This window comes from Thioalkalivibrio sp. ALJ24 (genome assembly GCF_000377785.1).
In the GTDB taxonomy this organism is placed as follows: Bacteria; Pseudomonadota; Gammaproteobacteria; order Ectothiorhodospirales; family Ectothiorhodospiraceae; genus Thioalkalivibrio.
The window spans coordinates 153,765-171,454 of record NZ_KB898729.1 but is presented as its reverse complement, the minus strand read 5'-3'; the positions used below and the strand labels follow the sequence as shown (position 1 = coordinate 171,454).

The 17,690-nt window shown below is 68.0% G+C and carries 19 protein-coding genes; 14 read left to right on the top strand and 5 right to left on the bottom strand.

Going from position 1 to position 17,690, the window contains the following annotated elements:
• Positions 1 to 20 precede the first annotated feature (20 nt).
• From hisH to gpmI, 8 genes are all read left to right on the top strand, one after another.
• Entirely contained in the window at positions 21 to 686 is a 666-nt protein-coding gene (hisH, locus tag D571_RS0109515) for an imidazole glycerol phosphate synthase subunit HisH (protein WP_018936455.1), read from the top strand.
• 14 nt (positions 687 to 700) lie between these two features.
• Positions 701 to 1,438, top strand: coding sequence for a 1-(5-phosphoribosyl)-5-[(5-phosphoribosylamino)methylideneamino]imidazole-4-carboxamide isomerase (gene hisA, locus D571_RS0109510; RefSeq protein WP_018936454.1), 738 nt, complete (start codon positions 701 to 703; stop codon positions 1,436 to 1,438).
• 1 nt (position 1,439) lies between these two features.
• The gene (gene hisF, locus D571_RS0109505) at positions 1,440 to 2,228 is read left to right on the top strand and encodes an imidazole glycerol phosphate synthase subunit HisF (RefSeq protein ID WP_018936453.1); all 789 of its coding nucleotides are present in this window, start codon (positions 1,440 to 1,442) and stop codon (positions 2,226 to 2,228) included.
• A complete protein-coding gene (locus D571_RS0109500) occupies positions 2,225 to 2,587 on the top strand; it encodes a phosphoribosyl-ATP diphosphatase (protein ID WP_018936452.1) in 363 nt (120 codons plus the stop codon). Before hisF ends, D571_RS0109500 begins: the two co-directional genes overlap by 4 nt.
• Positions 2,588 to 2,656: 69 nt before the next feature.
• Positions 2,657 to 2,953 (top strand): twin-arginine translocase TatA/TatE family subunit, encoded by a 297-nt coding sequence (tatA, locus tag D571_RS0109495; protein ID WP_018936451.1) that lies wholly within the window; start codon positions 2,657 to 2,659, stop codon positions 2,951 to 2,953.
• Between the two features lie 45 nt (positions 2,954 to 2,998).
• Positions 2,999 to 3,778, top strand: a complete 780-nt coding sequence (tatB, locus tag D571_RS0109490) for a Sec-independent protein translocase protein TatB (protein ID WP_018936450.1) — start codon at positions 2,999 to 3,001, stop codon at positions 3,776 to 3,778.
• Positions 3,775 to 4,893, top strand: a complete 1,119-nt coding sequence (gene tatC, locus D571_RS13700) for a twin-arginine translocase subunit TatC (protein ID WP_018936449.1) — start codon at positions 3,775 to 3,777, stop codon at positions 4,891 to 4,893. The genes tatB and tatC overlap by 4 nt, the downstream gene beginning before the upstream one ends.
• Positions 4,894 to 5,033: 140 nt before the next feature.
• Positions 5,034 to 6,584: a 2,3-bisphosphoglycerate-independent phosphoglycerate mutase gene (gene gpmI / locus D571_RS0109480; protein WP_018936448.1), complete on the top strand. Its 1,551-nt coding sequence runs from the start codon at positions 5,034 to 5,036 to the stop codon at positions 6,582 to 6,584.
• Positions 6,585 to 6,602: 18 nt separating this feature from the next.
• On the opposite strand, the gene D571_RS0109475 is transcribed toward gpmI, so the two are convergent.
• Entirely contained in the window at positions 6,603 to 8,135 is a 1,533-nt protein-coding gene (locus tag D571_RS0109475) for a YdiU family protein (protein ID WP_018936447.1), read from the bottom strand.
• Between the two features lie 191 nt (positions 8,136 to 8,326).
• Here D571_RS0109475 and D571_RS0109470 point away from each other — a divergent pair, with 191 nt between their 5' ends.
• Positions 8,327 to 8,773 carry a hypothetical protein gene (locus D571_RS0109470; RefSeq protein ID WP_051076176.1) on the top strand — a complete coding sequence of 149 codons (447 nt, stop codon included), beginning with the start codon at positions 8,327 to 8,329 and terminating at the stop codon, positions 8,771 to 8,773.
• On the opposite strand, the gene argH is transcribed toward D571_RS0109470, so the two are convergent.
• On the bottom strand, positions 8,758 to 10,221 hold the full coding sequence (gene argH, locus D571_RS0109465; RefSeq protein WP_018936445.1) for an argininosuccinate lyase: 1,464 nt from the start codon (positions 10,219 to 10,221) through the stop codon (positions 8,758 to 8,760). The genes D571_RS0109470 and argH overlap by 16 nt on opposite strands.
• 58 nt (positions 10,222 to 10,279) lie before the next feature.
• Here argH and D571_RS0109460 point away from each other — a divergent pair, with 58 nt between their 5' ends.
• Positions 10,280 to 11,371 (top strand): sensor histidine kinase, encoded by a 1,092-nt coding sequence (locus tag D571_RS0109460; protein ID WP_083916891.1) that lies wholly within the window; start codon positions 10,280 to 10,282, stop codon positions 11,369 to 11,371.
• Positions 11,349 to 12,059, top strand: a complete 711-nt coding sequence (locus D571_RS0109455; protein WP_018936443.1) for a LytTR family DNA-binding domain-containing protein — start codon at positions 11,349 to 11,351, stop codon at positions 12,057 to 12,059. Before D571_RS0109460 ends, D571_RS0109455 begins: the two co-directional genes overlap by 23 nt.
• A 12-nt stretch (positions 12,060 to 12,071) precedes the next feature.
• Here D571_RS0109455 and D571_RS0109450 read toward each other — a convergent pair whose 3' ends face one another.
• Positions 12,072 to 12,530: a thioredoxin fold domain-containing protein gene (locus D571_RS0109450; RefSeq protein ID WP_018936442.1), complete on the bottom strand. Its 459-nt coding sequence runs from the start codon at positions 12,528 to 12,530 to the stop codon at positions 12,072 to 12,074.
• A 103-nt stretch (positions 12,531 to 12,633) separates the two neighbouring features.
• Between D571_RS0109450 and hemC the strand changes: the two genes are divergently transcribed.
• Together hemC and D571_RS0109440 are read left to right on the top strand one after the other, a co-directional pair.
• Positions 12,634 to 13,563 (top strand): hydroxymethylbilane synthase, encoded by a 930-nt coding sequence (hemC, locus tag D571_RS0109445; RefSeq protein WP_018936441.1) that lies wholly within the window; start codon positions 12,634 to 12,636, stop codon positions 13,561 to 13,563.
• Positions 13,564 to 13,573: 10 nt separating this feature from the next.
• Positions 13,574 to 14,395 (top strand): uroporphyrinogen-III synthase, encoded by an 822-nt coding sequence (locus D571_RS0109440; RefSeq protein WP_018936440.1) that lies wholly within the window; start codon positions 13,574 to 13,576, stop codon positions 14,393 to 14,395.
• Between the two features lie 12 nt (positions 14,396 to 14,407).
• Here D571_RS0109440 and D571_RS0109435 read toward each other — a convergent pair whose 3' ends face one another.
• Positions 14,408 to 15,433 carry a CDP-6-deoxy-delta-3,4-glucoseen reductase gene (locus D571_RS0109435; RefSeq protein ID WP_018936439.1) on the bottom strand — a complete coding sequence of 342 codons (1,026 nt, stop codon included), beginning with the start codon at positions 15,431 to 15,433 and terminating at the stop codon, positions 14,408 to 14,410.
• 171 nt (positions 15,434 to 15,604) lie between these two features.
• Between D571_RS0109435 and D571_RS0109430 the strand changes: the two genes are divergently transcribed.
• Complete coding sequence (locus D571_RS0109430; protein WP_018936438.1) at positions 15,605 to 16,171, top strand: hypothetical protein; 567 nt, start codon at positions 15,605 to 15,607, stop codon at positions 16,169 to 16,171.
• 51 nt (positions 16,172 to 16,222) lie between these two features.
• Here D571_RS0109430 and ubiD read toward each other — a convergent pair whose 3' ends face one another.
• Positions 16,223 to 17,686, bottom strand: coding sequence for a 4-hydroxy-3-polyprenylbenzoate decarboxylase (ubiD, locus tag D571_RS0109425; RefSeq protein ID WP_018936437.1), 1,464 nt, complete (start codon positions 17,684 to 17,686; stop codon positions 16,223 to 16,225).
• Positions 17,687 to 17,690: the final 4 nt, after the last annotated feature.

Genomic DNA, 17,690 nt, shown 5'->3' with positions numbered 1-17,690 from the left:
CGCCGCAACAGGGAAGCCACATGGAAACCGTCGCCGTCATCGACTACGGCATGGGCAACCTCCACTCGGTGGAACGCGCCCTGACGCACGAGGCCGCACCCGGCCAGCGCATCCTGCGCAGCGATGACCCCGCGGTCCTGCGCGAGGCCGACCGGCTGGTGTTTCCCGGCCAGGGGGCCGCGGGCGACGCCATGCAGGCCCTGTCGCGGCGCGGCCTGAACCGCCTGCTGCCGGAACTGGCGGCCTCGCGCCCTTTCCTCGGCCTGTGCCTCGGCCAGCAGATCCTGATGGAGCACTCCGACGAGAGCGGCGGCGTGGACCTGCTGGGTGTGATCCCCGGCGGGGTCGCCCGCTTTCCGGAACGCGTCGACGAGCAGGGGCGCCGGCTGAAGGTGCCGCACATGGGCTGGAACCGCGTGCAGCCCACCGGCGAGCACCCGCTGTGGCACGGCCTGCCGGAGACGCCGTGGTTCTATTTCGTGCACAGCTTCCGGGTGCAGCCGCGCGACGCGGCCAGCGTGGCTGCACACACCGATTATGGCGAACGCTTCGCGTCGGCCCTCGCCCGCGGCTCGCTGTTCACCATGCAGTGTCACCCGGAAAAGAGCGCGGCCTGCGGCCTGCGCCTGCTGAACAACTTTCTGCGCTGGGACGGCGACGCCCCGGACGCCCCGCAAACGCCGTAACTGGAGGCGGAGAGATGCTGGTCATTCCCGCGATCGACCTGAAGGAAGGCAAGTGCGTGCGCCTGCGCCAGGGGCGCATGGAGGACTCGACGGTATTCGGCGAAGAGCCGGTGGAAATGGCCCGACGCTGGGTCGAGGCCGGGGCCGAACGCCTGCACATCGTGGACCTCGACGGGGCATTCGCGGGCCGGCCGCGCAATGCCGAGGCGATCCATGCGATCGTCGAGACCTTCCCCGATCTGACCATCCAGATCGGCGGCGGCATCCGCGACGATGACACCGTGCAGGCCTATCTGGATGCCGGTGTGCAATACGTGATCATCGGCACGCGGGCGGTCAGCGCGCCGCATTTCGTCAACGACCTGTGCCTGGAATTCCCGGGACACATCATCGTCGGCCTGGACGCCCGCGACGGCAAGATCGCGGTGGACGGCTGGTCCAAGCTGTCGCGTCACGACGTGATCGACCTCGCCCAGCACTTCGAATCCGACGGCGTCGCCGCGATCATCTACACCGACATCGCGCGCGACGGGATGATGGAAGGCCCCAACGTGGAGGCCACCGCGAAGCTCGCGGAGAACGTGCGGGTACCGGTGATCGCCTCCGGCGGCGTCAGCTCGCTGGACGACATCCGCAGCCTCGCCCGCGGGGCCGACGCCGGGATCGACGGCGTGATCGTCGGCCGCGCCCTGTACGAGGACGCCTTCACTCTGGAGCAGGCGCGCGCGGCCGCCCGGGGCGAGGACACCTGAGATGCTGGCACGCCGCATCATCCCCTGCCTGGACGTCGACGCCGGCCGCGTGGTGAAGGGCGTAAACTTCGTCGGCATCCGCGATGCCGGTGACCCGGTGGAGATCGCGCGGCGCTACGACGCCCAGGGGGCCGACGAGCTGACCTTCCTCGACATCACCGCGTCCTCCGACGACCGCAGCACCATCCTGCACGTGGTCGAAGAAGTGGCCTCGCAGGTCTTCATCCCGCTGACCGTGGGCGGCGGCGTGCGCGCGGTGGACGACATTCGCCGTCTGCTGAACGCCGGGGCGGACAAGGTGTCCATCAACACCGCCGCGGTCCACCGGCCGGAACTGGTGCGCGAAGCGGCCGACTGGGTTGGCTCGCAGTGCATCGTGGTCGCCATCGACGCCCGCCGCATCAGCGCCGAGGGCGCGCCCCCGCGCTGGGAGATCTTCACCCATGGCGGGCGCCGCGAGACCGGCCTGGATGCCATCGAATGGGCGCGCCACATGGCGGAGCTGGGCGCCGGCGAGATCCTGCTGACCAGCATGGACCGCGACGGCACCCGCAGCGGCTTCGACCTGGAACTGACCCGGGCGGTGAGCGACGCGGTGAACATCCCGGTGATCGCCTCGGGCGGCGTGGGCACCCTCGAACATTTGGTCGAGGGCGTGACCACCGGGCACGCGGATGCCGTGCTGGCGGCCAGTATCTTCCATTTCGGCGAGCACACGGTGGGCGAGGCCAAGGCCGCGATGGAAGCCTCCGGGGTGCCCGTGCGTCCCCTGCAGGAGGTGACCGCGTGAACGACCCGTCCGCAACCCCGCGCGAACAGCTGCTGGCGGCGCTGGCGGAGGTCATCGACGAGCGTCGCTACGCGGACCCCGAACGCTCCTACGTTGCGAAGCTGCAGGCGCGCGGCCTGGATGCCATGCTCAAGAAGGTGGGCGAGGAAGCCACCGAGGCGGTGCTGGCGGCCAAGGACGACGACGCCGACGCACTGGTGTCGGAAATGGCCGACCTGTGGTTTCATACACTGATCGTCCTGCGCGCCCGCGACCGGCACCCCGACGATGTCCTCGACGAACTGGCGCGACGCTTCGGCCTGTCCGGCGTGGAGGAAAAGGCCGGCCGCGAAGTTGCGGGGCAGCGTTCGGACAAATAGACGGCCTTGTTGATTCGGGGGCTCTCCCCGGTCAGGCTGTCTGCAAGGAACTTAATTCGGAGACACTCCATGGGTATTGGTGGTATCAGCATCTGGCAGCTCCTGATCATCCTTCTGATCGTGGTGCTGCTGTTTGGCACGAAGAAGCTGCGCAACATGGGCGGTGACGTTGGCTCCGCGCTGAAGAACTTCCGGCAGGCGGTCAAGGACCCCGACGGCGAGAACCAGAAGAAGGAAGAAGGCGAGGAAGGCGAGAAGCCGGGCGTCGAGAACCAGAGCGAGGAAGATGGCCGGGTCGTGGACGCCGAGGTGAAAAAGCGCAGCGAGAAGTCCGGCGACAACGATTCGTCGGACAAGAACGCCTGATCCGGGTCCGGTCCGTAACGACCGGCCGGCAGCGGCGCCAGCCTCATGTTCGACATCGGCTTCTGGGAAATCCTGATCATCGTCGTGGTAGCGCTCCTGGTTGTGGGACCGGAGCGTCTGCCCGGCCTTGCGCGCGAGATCGGCCGGTTCGTCGGCAAGACCCGGCGTTTCGTGCAAAGCGTGCGCTCGGACGTGGAACGCGAGTTCCAGACCGAGGAACTGCGCGAGATGGTCAAGAGCCAGGATCGCGAGATCCGCGAGCTCAAGCACATGGTCGAGGACACGGAATCGGAGCTGCGCGAGGATCTCGAAGAGACCGAACGTGAGATCAAGCAGGACGTCCGGGGCGAGAAAAAAACCCGGACGCAGAAATCGCGCAGGCGCGCCGACTCCGAGGGCCTCGAGGACACCGGGAAAGACGACGCCAATGACGGGACCGCGAAGTCCGATCGCGGCGCCCGCCCCGCAGTCCGCGAGCGGCGCACGCCGCCGGAACCCGCCGGGCGCGAGACCGCCGGCAGCCGCGATCGCGGCGACGACGACCCGGATACGGCCGAAGACGGGGAAGCCCCCGCCGAAGAGGCCTGGGACGCAGCCGGAGACGGCATCGAACGCGTGCCGCTGAACCAGCCCATGGGCCCGGACATGACCACCGATGACCCCGCGCTGGAAGCCGAACGCGAACGACGCGGGCCCCGCAAGGGCTCGCGTCGCTACGCCGGCGGCCGCCGGCCCCGCTCCCGGAGTGACGGATCGGACGAACACGACGACCCGGCCGACACCGACGCCGACCACTCATCCCGCACACCCGACGAGCGCTCATGAGCAAGACCACCCCGGGGGTCGAACCTTCGGAAGAGGCCACCGAGACCCTGCTCTCCCACCTGATCGAGCTGCGTGACCGGGTCCTGCGGATGTTCATCGCCGTGCTGGTGGTGTTCCTGATCCTGTTCCCGTTCGCCAACCAGCTCTACACCTTCCTGGCCGATCCGCTGATGGCGCATCTGCCGGAAGGCACCAGCATGATCGCGATCGAGGTGGCCGCACCATTTCTGATCCCGTTCAAGCTGACGCTGCTGCTGGCCGTTGCGATCAGCATCCCGTATCTGCTCTATCAGCTCTGGGCCTTCATCGCCCCGGGGCTCTATCAGCACGAGAAGAGCCTGGCCGCGCCGCTGGTGGCCTCGTCCACCATCCTGTTCTACCTCGGGATGGCGTTCGCCTATTTCGTGGTGTTCCCGCTGATCTTTGCCTTCTTCACCGCGGCCGCGCCCGAGGGCGTGGACGTGATGACCGACATCTCGCGCTATCTCGATTTCGTGATCCTGCTGTTCATCGCCTTCGGGATCGCCTTCGAGATGCCGGTCGCGACCATCCTGCTGGTGACCCTGGGCGCGACCACCACGGAGAAACTGGCGGCCAAGCGCCCCTACGTGATCGTCGGCGTGTTCCTGGTCGGCATGGTCCTGACCCCGCCGGACATCATCTCGCAGACCCTGCTGGCGCTGCCGATGTGGCTGCTGTTCGAGGTGGGACTGATCCTTGCCCGCATCATGGAACGTCGCAAGGCGCAGGAGGCCGGCGCGGAAGACGCCGATGATCCCGATGGCCCCGATGGCCCGGACGACCCGGACGGCGGTCCCGGCGGCGATGCCGGTGACGGACCCGAACCCGGGGATGCCGGCCCGCACGGCGGCGACCCCGCGGCCGCTCGGGAAAAGTCAAGCGCGAAGTCCTCCGCCGCCAAGAAACCGTCCGGTACGCGCCGGCCCGATCCGGCGGCCCGCGCCGGATACACTCCGCTGTCGGAGGCCGAGATGGACGCCGAACTCGACCGCATCGAGGCCGAGGCGGAGGCCAGAAGGGACCGACCGTCCGGCGGCGACACCGAAGCCGGGTCGACGGATACCCCGGACGAGCCCGGGTCCGACCGGCGCTGACGCCCGGGCCATCGGTGGTCCGGGCTGACGGGCGAGCCTGTGCGGGTCCTCCCGGGGCGCGGCGGAAATGGTAAACTTCGCCCGAAGTTCAGAATCTTCCGATCCACCGATTTCAATCGTTCCCAGGGACCGAGACCGCGATGGCTGACCCGCGCACCACCCCGCGCCGCCCCGTCCTACTGATCGTGATGGACGGAGTGGGCGTGAACCCGAGCAAGATCAACAACGCCTACGCCGAGGCCGACACCCCCAACCTCGACCGTTACCTGTCGACCCGCACCCACACGACACTGGATGCCTGTGGCCGCGCGGTCGGCCTGCCCGACGGACAGATGGGCAACTCCGAAGTGGGCCACCTGACGCTGGGTGCCGGCACGGTGGTCAATCAGGATCTGGTGCGGATCGACGACGCCATCGCCGATGGCAGCTTCTTCGAGAACGACGCACTGCTCAGCGCGGCACGCGCAGCGGCCTCCAAGGATCAGCCGCTGCACCTGATCGGGCTGGTCTCGGACGGCGGCGTGCATTCGCATATCCGCCACCTGGTGGCGCTGATCGGTATCTGCCGCCATGAAGGGGCGCAGCCGATCGTGCACATGATCACCGACGGCCGCGATACCGCGCCGCGCTCGGCGCTCAACTATCTCGAAACCCTCGAGCCGGAGCTGGAACAGGCCGGCGGTTTCATCGCCACGGTCTGTGGACGCTACTACGCCATGGACCGTGACAAGCGATGGAACCGCACGGAGAAGGCCTTCCGGGCGATGGCCTACGCCGAAGGCGAGCCGGTCGGCAGCGCGCGCGAGGCGATCGAGGGAGCGTGGGCCGCGGGCGAGGATGACGAATTCATCAAGCCCCGCATCATCAACGGCGGCGCACCCATGGGCACCGACGCGGAATGCGTGCTGTTCAACTTCCGCAACGACCGTCCGCGCCAGCTCACGGCCGCCCTCGGGATGGACGATTTCGACGGCTTCGACCGCGGGGATTTCCATCCGGTCTCCGAGACCTGCCTGACCGAGTACGACCCGCGCTTCCTGTCGCCGATCGCATTCCCCCCGGAGCGCCCGACCACCACCCTGGGCTCGACCATCGCCTCCGCCGGGATCCCGCAGTTCCATTGCGCGGAGACCGAGAAATACGCCCACGTGACCTTTTTCTTCAACGGCGGCAAGGAAGAACCCTATGCGGGCGAGAAGCGGGTGATGGTGCCGTCGCCAGCCGTGGACACCTACGACGAGCAGCCGGAAATGAGCGCGCGCGAGGTGGCCGACGAAACCATCCAGGCGATGGAGAGCGGACGGTACGGCTTCATCCTGGTGAATTTCGCCAACGGCGACATGGTGGGCCATACCGCCCGCCGCGAGGCGCTGATCGAAGCGGTGCAGACCCTCGACCGCGAGGTCGGACGGGTACTGGACGCGGCCGAGGCCCAGGAATATTCGGTGATCCTCACCGCCGACCACGGCAACTGCGACGAATACGTCGACCCGGTGACTGGCGCGCCGCATACCCAGCACACCATCTACCCGGTGATGTGCATGATCCTGGACAGCCAGCGCTGGCGCTTGCGCACCGGTGGCGGCCTTGCGGACGTGGCGCCGACGGTGCTGGAACTGATGGGCGTGCCCAAGCCCAGCGCGATGGGCGGCCGCAGCCTGCTGCTGGAAGAGGTCCCGGACTCGGCCTGACCCGGCCGCCGCGTCGCCTCAGGAAGAACAGCTGAGCTGGATCCCGCTGGCCCAGGCGGGCGGCAGTTCGGCCAGGTCTTCGGCTTCGGGCTGTTCATCAAACGGCCGGCTCAGCACCCGCTGCAACCGCTCCAGCTCCGAGAAGTCGCCGTCCTCGGCCCGCTCGATCGCCGTCTGGGCCAGATGGTTGCGCAGCACGTACTTCGGGTTCACCGCCCGCATCGCCGCATGGCGCTCCGGCGTCGGGCGGGATTCCTGCGCCAGGCGCTCCCGGTAACGCTCCTCCCAGGCCTGCCAGGCCTGCGGATCCTCCAGCTCCTCGATGAATCCCTGGCGTGTCCCGCCGTCTTCCAGCTCCGGCAGCTGACGGAACAACCGGGTGTAATCGATGCCCTCCGCGGCCATCCGGGCGAGCAGCTCCTGGACCAGGGACTCGTCCTCTTCGCGCTCGAGCTGCAGACCCAGCTTCGCGCGCATGCGCCGCAGCCAGGCCGCGCGGAACTGCCCCTGGAAGGCCTCGAGCACGGATTTCGCCTGCTCCACCGCGGTGTCGACGTCGGGCGCATTGAAATGCGCCACCAGCGTTTCCGCCAGCCGCGTCAGGTTCCACAGGGCCACGCCCGGCTGACGCGCGAAGGCATAGCGCCCGCCCTGGTCGGTGTGGTTGCAGATGTAGTCCGGGTCATAGGCGTCCATGAACGCAAACGGACCGTAGTCGATGGTCAGCCCGGTCAGGCTCATATTGTCGGTGTTCATCACCCCGTGACAGAAGCCCACCGCCTGCCAGTCCGCCATCAGCTCGGCGGTCCGCGCGGTCACGGTCTCCAGCATCGCCCGCACCGGGTCCTCGGCCTCGCGGTGCTCGGGAAAGTCATGGTCCAGCGCGTAGTCGATCAGCTGGCGCAGGCGTTCGGGATAGCCGGCATAGTGGAAGTACTCGAAATGACCGAACCGCAGGAAGCTGGGCGCCGCGCGCAGCACCACCGCGCCGCTCTCGATGCGCTCGCGGAACACCCTCAACGAGGATCCGTACAGGGCCACTGCACGTGTGGTCGGGATCCCCATCGCGGCCATGTGCTCGGAGACCAGATATTCGCGGATCGAGGAGCGCAGGACCGCACGCCCGTCGGCATGCCGCGAGAAGGCCGTGGGTCCGGATCCCTTGCTCTGCAGTTCCCAGTGCTCCCCGGCAGGGGTGCGCACCTCCCCCAGCAATTTCGCACGACCATCGCCCAGCTGCGGTACGTAGACCCCGAACTGGTGACCGGCATATACGCTGGCGACCTGCGGGGTCCCGGCCACCGGCTCGCCGCGGGTGATCATCCCCAGCCACGGCTCGGCGGCCAGGTCGTCCGGCGTCAGACTCAGGCGCTCGCGCATCGCGGGGCTGCTGGCGAGCAGCTGCGCCCCGGGGAACGGCGCCGGATCGGGACGGTGGTGGAAGGCATCCGGCAATGCGGCAAAGCGGTTGATCCATTCCAGGCCACCGCCGGTGGGCGGTTCACCCGGGGCTTCGGGACGGTCTTCCGGTGCGGGTGCGGCAGCGGACATCGGTGATCACCTCGGCATCACTGCAGATGCGAGTTATCATGCGCCGAATCCCGGAGGCGTGTCGCAAGGGCCCACTCGGCCCGGGACTACCGCCCCGCCCGACTTGAGGAGAACCTGCCGTGAACGAGGAAAACGAAAAGCCGACCCCCTCCAACGAGGATCCCGGTCGCCTGCGGACCCGCGAACGCCTGATGTGGCTGGGGCTGATGGCGTTCTTTGTCGTCATTCTCGCGATCTACATCGCCCGCGCCGAAGGCCTGGAGCACGACGTCTCCCAGGCCAACCGCGACCTGCTGCAGGCCCAGATGCAGCTGGCCGAGTATACCCGCGAGGAGGTGCCGCGCCCGGTGGAGATCGGTCTGCGCAACGCCGACATCCAGCAACTGCAACGCCTTGGCATGACCAATCCGGAACAGCGGCTGACCGATGACCTGGTCCAGAATCCGCAGGTCATCCCCGAAGTCCTGCGCGACGGCGATCAGGCCGAATTCCGCGAAGACGGGATCTACGTGCTGAACGCCCGCTGGGTCCTTGCCCACTTCGAGAGCGGCGACCAGTTCGGTCAGCTGCTACTGGAATACGAGGTGGTGCACGGCAACGTGATGTGGGAGGTGGTCGACGGCTACGTCGCCGACTGAGCCGCCCCATCCACCGCGGCCAGGCGCTCGCGCGCCGCCGCGGCCTGGTGCCGGACCTGCTCCGGCGCCGTCCCCCCGGTCAGCTTTCGGGCCGCCACTGATCCCTCGGCGGTCAGTACCCCGTGGACATCCTCGCCAACCGCGCCGCTGAGCGACTGCAGATCCTCCAGTGCCAGCTGTGCCAGATCCACGCCACGTTCCTGCGCCAGGCGCACCGCTCGGCCCACGACTTCGTGGGCATCACGGAAAGCCACGCCGCGTTCCACCAGGTAGTCGGCCAGATCGGTGGCCGTGGCAAAACCGCGGGTGGTCGCCGCCAGGGTGTTCGTACGCCGCACCGCCAGGTTCGGGACCATGTCGGCGAAGGCACGCAGGGAGCCCAGGAGCGTGTCCACGGTGTCGAACAGCGGCTCCTTGTCCTCCTGGTTGTCCTTGTTGTACGCCAGCGGCTGGCTCTTCATCAGGGTCAGAAGACTGGTCAGGTGGCCGTAGACCCGTCCGGTCTTGCCGCGCACCAGCTCCGGGACGTCGGGGTTCTTCTTCTGCGGCATGATCGAGGAACCCGTGCAGTAGCGATCGGGCAGCTCGATGAAATCGAACTGCGCACTGGTCCACAGCACCAGTTCCTCGGCCTGTCGCGACAGATGCATCATCAGGGTCGCGGCGGCCGCGCTGAATTCGATGGCGAAATCGCGATCCGACACCGCATCCAGCGAATTGCGCGTGACCCCGTCGAACCCCAGCAGCCCGGCGACGTATTCGCGATCCAGCGGGTACGGCGTCCCGGCCAGCGCGGCGGCGCCCAGCGGCAGCTGGTTCACCCGGCGGCGGCATTCCCCCAGCCGCTCGGCGTCGCGATCGAGCATTTCGTACCACGCCAGCATGTGGTGGCCGAAGGTCACCGGCTGGGCGGTCTGCAGATGGGTGAAACCGGGCATGATGGTGTCGGCCTCGCGTTCGGCGAGATCCACCAGCCCGCGCTGGTAGCCGCGGATCAGCTCCAGAATCTCGTCGATTGCGGCGCGCAGCCACAGACGGATGTCGGTGGCGATCTGGTCGTTGCGCGAACGGCCGGTGTGCAGCTTCTTGCCGACATCGCCGATGCGCTCGATCAGACGCGCCTCGATGTTCATGTGCACGTCTTCGCGACCCACCTGCCAGTCGAATTCGCCGGCCGCGATCTCGTCGCGGATCGCATCCAGGCCCGCGATGATCCGCTCGGCCTCGTCGGCGGTCAGCACGCCCACCTTCGCCAGCATGCGCGCATGGGCCTGCGAACCAAGGATGTCTTCGCGGTACAGCCGGCGGTCGAAGTCCACCGAAGCAGTAAAACGTTCCACGAACGCGTCGGTGGGCTCGGAGAAGCGCCCGCCCCAGAGTTTGGCCCGAGATTGGTCCCGGGGCTCGCTAGCGGTGGCCGGCTTGTTCTGCGGGGAATCCTGCGTCATGGTGCACTCTGAAGCGGTTTTTTGAACGACACGGAAGTATACAGGGAGAGCCACTGCCATGCGCCCGCCAGCGGGAACCTCCGGGGGATCAGGCGCGCCGCATCGCGACCGGGATGTGCGGCCCTCGCCGCTGCCCGACTTCTGCGCCGGGGAGACCCTGCTGCGGGTCCTGATGCTCGCGGTGCTGCTGGCGCTGGCCATTACCCTGCTGCGTCCGGGAACCGCCGACTGGACCGGCAGCCTGGCGCTGCATGCGCTGTTCATCTTCTGGGTCGTGCTGGTCAGCCTGCTGATCCTCTGCCTGCTGCAGCGGGCCCTGCGACGCGCCGCGCTGTGGGCCCAGATCGTGTTGCCGCCGCTGGTACCCATCGTCAACACCGCGGTGGTGCAGGACCTGGCGGAACGGGTACACCTGGCCGATCCCGAGCTGCGCCTGCCGGTGCTGGGCGTGGCTGCGATCCTGAGCCTGGTGGCCATGCACTATCTCTATTTGCAGGCCGCCTGGCAGCGCGAGACGCGTGCCGTGGCCGAGGCTCGCGAGCAGGCGATGCGGGCGCGCCTGCGACCGCATTTCCTTTACAACAGCATGAACACCATCGCGGGTCTGTGCCGCAGTGATCCGGCCCGCGCCGAGCAGGTCACGCTGGATCTCGCGGATCTGTTCCGGGCCGCGTTCGACGGGGCGGAACGCCATACCCTGCGCGACGAGCTGGAGCTGGTGCGCGGCTACCTGCGGGTGGAACAGAACCGTCTCGGCGAGCGCCTGCAACTGGACTGGGACTGTCCCGAACAGCCGGGGCTGGAGCTGGAGTTGCCCGCACTGGTGCTGCTCCCGCTGGTGGAGAACGCGATCCAGCACGGGATCGCGCCGGCGCGGGTGCCGGGTGAGCTGAGCGTGCGCCTGCGGCCGGAAGGCACCGGCAGCGTGCTGGAGATCCGCAACAGCGTGCCGACGCAAGGGGCTACTGCGGGTACCGGGACGGCAACCGAGGCGGTACGCCTGCAATTGCAGCACGCCTTCGGCGACCGGATGCAGCTGGACAGCGAGCAGGGCGCGAACGAGTTCCGCGTGCGGCTGCGGCTGCCGGCGCCAACTGCCCACCATGAACGCAGGGAGGTGCAGAATCATGGACGTGCTGATCGCGGATGACGAACCGATTGCCCGCCAGCGTCTGCGCGGACTGCTCGAGGAACTCGGCCACCACGTCGCCGGCGAGGCGCCGGATGTCCCGGGGGTCCGCCAATGGCTGGGAGAGCGGAACGCGGACGTGCTGCTGCTGGACATCGAGATGCCCGGGGAGCGAGGGATCGATCTGGCTGCGGAGCTGGCCGCAGACCACCCCGAGCTGGTGGTGATCCTGGTGTCCGCTCACGACGACTTCGGCATGGCGGCGTTCGAGGCCGGCGTGCGCGACTACGTACTCAAGCCGGTGCGGCGTGAACGCCTGCAGCAGGCGCTGGAGCGGGCGCGTTCGGCCAACGGGTCCGCGGCCACGTCCTCCCCCGCGATCCGCCTGCGCATCGGTCGCCGCGAGGAAACGGTCACGCTGGACGCGATCGACTGCTTCGTTACCGAGGATGGCTGTGTCGTGGCGCGCTCGGGCGAAATGGAGGGTTTCGTTGATGCCCGCCTGCAGGATCTGGAGGAGCGACTCGGAGACGAGGTACTGCGGGTGCATCGCGGCGCGCTGGCGGTAACCCGAAACATCTCCGGTCTGGAGACACGCAACGCCGGCGATCATCGCCTGCTTTTCCGGGATGACCTGGAGCCGGTGCCGGTCAGCCGCCGGCAGCTGACCCGGGTGCGCGAGTTCCTGCGGCGCAAAACCCGGGTTTGAGGGAAACGCGGATCAATTGCCCTGGCGCGCGGCCTCGATGCGGTTGTTGACCTGACCGCGGTACAGTTCCTCCACCGCGATCCCGACCAGCGGGCTGCCCACCGGGTTGCCCCGGGTATCGAAAGCCACGACCGTCGGGGTGACCCGCGCGCCATAGCGCTGTCCGAGTTCGGACCCGCGCATGGTCTCGCCATCGAAGTCGCGGACTTCCTCGCCGTTCATCTCGACCTTGACGATGTTCACGTCGGAGTTCTCGTCTTCGCGGCTCATCGGGCCGAGATAACGTTCGCTGGCGAGATGGCAGTACGGGCAGTTTTCGGCGGTGAACATCACCACCGTCGGGCCGGCATCGCCGTTGTTCTTCAGCGCCTTGAGGTCGGTGACGCGTTCCAGATCGGCCTGCACGGGGCCGGCCAGCAGCATGGCCGCGGCCAGCCCGGTGGCCGCGATAAGCCAGTTGCGAAACATCATGATCGTACCTGCCTGGTTTTTCGGCTGCGGGGTGCGAGCCGTTATACTACGTCGCTTTTATGGACCCGCAAGACGTTCCCGGGTTCCCGGATCGGGACATCACATGAAACCGCTACGCATCGCCACCCGCAAGAGCCCGCTCGCCATGTGGCAGGCCGAACATGTCGCCGCGCGGTTGCGCGCCGTGCACCCCGATCGGCCGGTCGAACTGGTGGGCATGACCACCCAGGGTGATCGCGTGCTGGACTCCCCTCTGGCGAAGATTGGCGGCAAGGGGCTGTTCGTGAAAGAACTCGAGAACGCCCTGCTGGAAGACCGCGCCGACATCGCCGTGCACTCGGTGAAGGACGTGCCGATGGAGCTGCCGGGGAATCTCGCCCTGCCGGTGATCCTCGATCGCGAGGACCCGCTGGATGCCTTCGTGTCCGGCACCTACGCGCATGTCGACGAACTGCCGGAAGGTGCGCGGGTCGGCTCGTCCAGCCTGCGCCGTCAGTGTCAGCTGCGCGCCCGCCGGCCCGATCTGCAGGTGCATGACCTGCGGGGCAACGTGAACACGCGGCTGGCGAAGCTGGACGCCGGCGAATACGACGCAATCCTCCTGGCGGCTGCCGGGCTGAAACGCCTCGGGTTTGACGAACGCATCCGTAATCGCCTGGAGCCCGAGGTCAGCCTGCCGGCGGTGGGCCAGGGCGCGATCGCGATCGAATGCCGGGCGGGCGATGACGAGGTCGAGGGTCTGATTGCACCGCTCAACGATGGCGACACCAGTGACCGGGTACGCGCGGAACGGGCCTTCAACCGACGCCTGGAGGGCGGCTGTCAGGTGCCGCTGGCGGCGCATGCCATTCTCGAGGAAGACGGCGGCCTGTGGCTGCGCGGGCTGGTGGGCGCGGTGGACGGCAGCCGTCTGCTGCAGCGCGAGGTGCGCGGTGCCCGCGCCGAGGCAGAGGCCCTGGGGATCCGTCTGGCCGACGAGCTGCTGGAACTGGGTGCGGGGGAGCTCCTGCGCGCCGCTATGGACCACCACTGAGGAGCGCAACATGGCCGACACCGAGACCGCAGCCAGTCCCGACGCCACGGTACTCGCCGATCGCGGCGTGCTGGTGACCCGCCCCGCCGCGCAGGCGGAACCCTTCTGCGAGGCGCTGGAACGCGAAGGGGCGCGGGTGATCCGCTTCCCGGTTCTGGAGATCCTCGCACCCAGTGATCCGACCAATCTGCGGGCCGTGCTGGACGAGCTCGATTCGTTCGATATCGCCGTCTTCATCAGCCCCAACGCGGTCCAGCGTGTGATGAATCTGGCGCTGGCGGAACGCGAATGGCCCGCCGGCACGGCGATCGCCGCGATCGGCAATCGCACCGCTCAGGAGCTGCGCAGTTTCGGGCGTGCCCCGGATATCGCCCCGCCCCGCCGCTTCGACAGCGAGGCGCTGCTGGCCGAACCGGCGATGCAGGATGTCTCCGGCAAGCGGGTGGTGATCTTCCGCGGAGACGGTGGCCGCGAGCTGCTGGGGGACACCCTGCGCGAGCGCGGCGCCACTGTCACCTTCGCCGAGGCCTACCGGCGCGGCCGCCCGGAGGGCGATACCGGCGATCTGATGTACGCCTTCTCGCGCGGGCAGATCGATCTGATCACCATTACCTCCGGCGAAGGCCTGCGCAATCTCTATGAGATGGTGGGCAAGCTGGGCCGGATGTGGCTGCGCAAGACGCCGCTGGTGGTGGGCAGCGAGCGCATCGCCGAGATCGCGCAGGAACTCGGCTTCAAGTCGGCTGTAGAAACCGCCGAGGATCCCACCGACGCGTCCATGCTCGCGGCCGCGCGCCGCCTCGCCGCGCGACTCGAGTGCGCAGACGGCTGACGTTTGCCGCCGTCAGGAGTCACCCGCCGGTTCGAAGCTGTCGTAGTACAGCTGTTCCAGCGGCAGGCCCGCCGAGCGGAAGGCCTCGCGGGCCGCATGGACCATGGGCGGAGGCCCGGCCATGTAGACGTCGAAACCGGAGAGGTCCGGATATTCCGCCAGGACCGCCTCGTGCGGCAGACCCGCGCGGGCGGCAAACCCCGCCGCTTCGTCCTCGGGCCGGTCCGACAGCACCGGGGTAAAACGGAAATGCTCCGGCTCTTCCTCGGCCATCTGCTTTAGCCATTCGGGCGCGTAGATGCCCGCGGCTTCCCGCGCGCCCCAGAACAGGTGATGCGGGCGGTCCAGGCCCTCGGCGGCGAGGTGGTCCAGCATCCCTTTCAACGGCCCGAAGCCGGTACCGCCGCCGATGAACAGGCGCGGGCGCGGCGAATCCTCGTCAACGAAGAACTGGCCCAGGGGACCCTCGATGCGCAGCAGCGCCTTGGGCTGCATCTCCTCGAACACCATCGACGAGAATCGGCCGCCCTCGACGTATTTCACGTGCACAACCAGCTGCTCGTCGTCGTGCGGGGCGTTTGCCAGCGAATAACTGCGCCGCTCGCCGCCCTTCAGCAGCACATCGAGATATTGCCCGGCGAGGAACTGCAGTCGCTCCCGGGCGGGCAGCTGGATGCGCAACTCCATCACGTCGTCGGCGAGCCGATTGAGGGCTGCAACCCGGCACGGCAGCGTCTTCACCTCGATGTCGCGGGCAGCGCCGATCTGGCGGACTTCGATCTCCAGATCGTCCACCGGGACCGCCTGGCAGAACAGCGCCATGCCGTCGGCCCGTTCGGCCTCGGTGATACCCGGCGGCAACTTGGGACCATGGTCCACCTCCCCCGCCAGCACACGACCCTTGCAGGAGCCACAGGCACCGTTGCGGCAGCCGTAGGGGAAGGCGAAGCCCTGTCGCAGCCCCGCCTCCAGCACGGTCTCGTCGTCTTCGACTTCGAAGCGGTGTCCGCTGGGCTGGATGGTGACGTCAAAGGCCATGGCGGCGTCCTCGGTGGGGAAAGGCGTTCATTTTCTTCAGGTGCCCCGGGAACGCAAGCAACCGCGGCCGAAGGGCAGGCGCGACCGTCCATTCCCCCTCTGTTTGGGGGGGTCGTGAGGATGGGCAGATGCGGCAGACTGGAGGCAGAGTCCACACAGGGGAGAGAAGCGATGTCGTGGCGATACGTGATCGGGGGACTGGCGGGGGCCGGGCTGCTGGCACTGGGTGGCTGTGCGGCCAACGAGACGCGCGAATCCGGGGTCGACGAACCGGCGGCAACGGAAGTCGCCGATCCGGCGGTGACCATCGTGACCAAGGACCGGTTTGCCTACAGCGAGGACGCCGTGGTGCCGCAGGCGATCCGCAATGAGTGCGAACTGGAAGAACGCTTTCCCGGCTTCGTGGCGGAGTTCGGGGCCCGCCACGATATCCAGGTCGAGTCACGCGGCGGTGCAGGCCCGGCAGACGGCGGCAAGGTGCTGATGGTCGAAATCACCCAGGCGCGCAACGACGGCAACGCCTGGTCGGGACATCGTGCCTTCAGCGAGGCCGAGGGTACGCTGTACGAGGACGGCGAGCCGGTCGCCGATTTCACCTCGCGCCGGATCTCCGGTGGCGGCGCCTTCGGCGGCTTCAGGGGGACCTGCTCGGTGATGGGCCGAACCATCCGCGCGATGGGTTCGGACATCGCGGCCTGGGCGCGCGCGCCGGAGGACGGGGCCCACCTCGGCGACTGACGGGAAGGTCGGCCGGGCGCGGCGCAGGGAAGCGCCCCGCGTCCGGGCCACTCACAGGCCCAGGTCGTCCCAGATCTCGTCCACCCGCTGCTTGACGGCCGGATCCATGGTGATCGGACGGCCCCATTCCCGTTCGGTCTCGCCGCGCCACTTCGACGTCGCGTCCAGCCCCATCTTGGATCCCAGCCCCGAGACGGGCGAGGCAAAATCCAGATAATCGATAGGTGTATTTTCGACCAGTGTGGTATCCCGGACCGGATCCATGCGCGTGGTGATCGCCCAGATCACGTCCTTCCAGTCGCGGGTATTCACGTCCTCGTCCACCACGATCACGAACTTGGTGTACATGAACTGGCGCAGGAAGCTCCAGACCCCCATCATCACGCGCTTGGCGTGCCCCGGATACTGTTTGCGCATGGAGACCACGGCCATGCGGTACGAACAGCCTTCCGGCGGCAGATAGAAGTCGACGATCTCCGGGAATTGCTTCTGCAGGATGGGTACAAAGACCTCGTTGAGGGCCACACCGAGGATGGCCGGCTCATCCGGTGGACGCCCGGTGTAGGTCGAGTGGTAGATCGGTTGGTCGCGATGGGTGATGCGGTCGACGGTGAAGACCGGGAATTCATCGACTTCATTGTAATAGCCGGTGTGGTCGCCGAACGGCCCCTCCGGGGCGGTATCCCCCGGATGGATGTGGCCCTCCAGCACGAATTCGGCCGAAGCCGGGACCTGCAGATCGGAGCCGATACAGGTGGCCAGTTCGGTACGGCGACCGCGGAGCAGACCGGCGAAGGCGTACTCCGAGAGCGTGTCGGGCACGGGGGTCACGGCGCCGAGGATGGTCGCCGGGTCGGCCCCGAGGGCCACGGCGACGGGGAAGGGTTCGCCGGGACGGGCCTGACACCACTCCTGGAAATCCAGGGCGCCGCCGCGGTGGGACAGCCAGCGCATGATCACCCGGTTTCGCCCGATGACCTGCTGGCGGTAGATCCCGAGATTCTGGCGTGACTTCTCCGGGCCGCGCGTGACCACCAGACCCCAGGTGATCAGCGGCCCGGCGTCTCCGGGCCAGCAGGTCTGTACCGGCAGTTTCCCCAGATCGACGTCATCGCCCGCCAGCACATGGCGCTGACAATCCGGACTGCGGACCTTTTTCGGCGCCATGTCGAGGACCTTGCGAAAGACCGGAAGCTGATCCCAGGCGGCCTTCAGGCCCTTCGGCGGGTCGGGCTGCTTGAGGAAGGCCAGCAGACGGCCCACCTCGCGCAGCGCCTCCACCGAATCCTCGCCCATCCCCAGGGCCACGCGTTCCGGCGTACCGAACAGGTTGGCAAGCACCGGGATCTCGGAGCCGGAGGGGTTCTCGAACAGCAGGGCCGGGCCACCGGCGCGCAGCACGCGATCGCTGATCTCGGTCATCTCCAGGTCGGGACTCACCTCGCGCTGGATACGGCGCAGCTCGCCCCGCTGCTCGAGGCCGTCGATGAAGTCGCGCAGATCCTTGTACTGCATGCTG

Excerpts from the sequence above, each read along its gene's own strand:
- hisH (WP_018936455.1), top strand. The coding sequence starts at position 21 with ATGGAAACCGTCGCCGTCATCGACTACGGCATGGGCAACCTCCACTCG.
- hisA (WP_018936454.1), top strand. The coding sequence starts at position 701 with ATGCTGGTCATTCCCGCGATCGACCTGAAGGAAGGCAAGTGCGTGCGC.
- hisF (WP_018936453.1), top strand. The coding sequence starts at position 1,440 with ATGCTGGCACGCCGCATCATCCCCTGCCTGGACGTCGACGCCGGCCGC.
- tatA (WP_018936451.1), top strand. The coding sequence starts at position 2,657 with ATGGGTATTGGTGGTATCAGCATCTGGCAGCTCCTGATCATCCTTCTG.
- tatB (WP_018936450.1), top strand. The coding sequence starts at position 2,999 with ATGTTCGACATCGGCTTCTGGGAAATCCTGATCATCGTCGTGGTAGCG.
- tatC (WP_018936449.1), top strand. The coding sequence starts at position 3,775 with ATGAGCAAGACCACCCCGGGGGTCGAACCTTCGGAAGAGGCCACCGAG.
- gpmI (WP_018936448.1), top strand. The coding sequence starts at position 5,034 with ATGGCTGACCCGCGCACCACCCCGCGCCGCCCCGTCCTACTGATCGTG.
- D571_RS0109475 (WP_018936447.1), bottom strand. The coding sequence starts at position 8,135 with ATGTCCGCTGCCGCACCCGCACCGGAAGACCGTCCCGAAGCCCCGGGT.
- D571_RS0109470 (WP_051076176.1), top strand. The coding sequence starts at position 8,327 with ATGTGGCTGGGGCTGATGGCGTTCTTTGTCGTCATTCTCGCGATCTAC.
- argH (WP_018936445.1), bottom strand. The coding sequence starts at position 10,221 with ATGACGCAGGATTCCCCGCAGAACAAGCCGGCCACCGCTAGCGAGCCC.
- D571_RS0109460 (WP_083916891.1), top strand. The coding sequence starts at position 10,280 with ATGCGCCCGCCAGCGGGAACCTCCGGGGGATCAGGCGCGCCGCATCGC.
- D571_RS0109455 (WP_018936443.1), top strand. The coding sequence starts at position 11,349 with ATGGACGTGCTGATCGCGGATGACGAACCGATTGCCCGCCAGCGTCTG.
- D571_RS0109450 (WP_018936442.1), bottom strand. The coding sequence starts at position 12,530 with ATGATGTTTCGCAACTGGCTTATCGCGGCCACCGGGCTGGCCGCGGCC.
- hemC (WP_018936441.1), top strand. The coding sequence starts at position 12,634 with ATGAAACCGCTACGCATCGCCACCCGCAAGAGCCCGCTCGCCATGTGG.
- D571_RS0109440 (WP_018936440.1), top strand. The coding sequence starts at position 13,574 with ATGGCCGACACCGAGACCGCAGCCAGTCCCGACGCCACGGTACTCGCC.
- D571_RS0109435 (WP_018936439.1), bottom strand. The coding sequence starts at position 15,433 with ATGGCCTTTGACGTCACCATCCAGCCCAGCGGACACCGCTTCGAAGTC.
- D571_RS0109430 (WP_018936438.1), top strand. The coding sequence starts at position 15,605 with ATGTCGTGGCGATACGTGATCGGGGGACTGGCGGGGGCCGGGCTGCTG.
- ubiD (WP_018936437.1), bottom strand. The coding sequence starts at position 17,686 with ATGCAGTACAAGGATCTGCGCGACTTCATCGACGGCCTCGAGCAGCGG.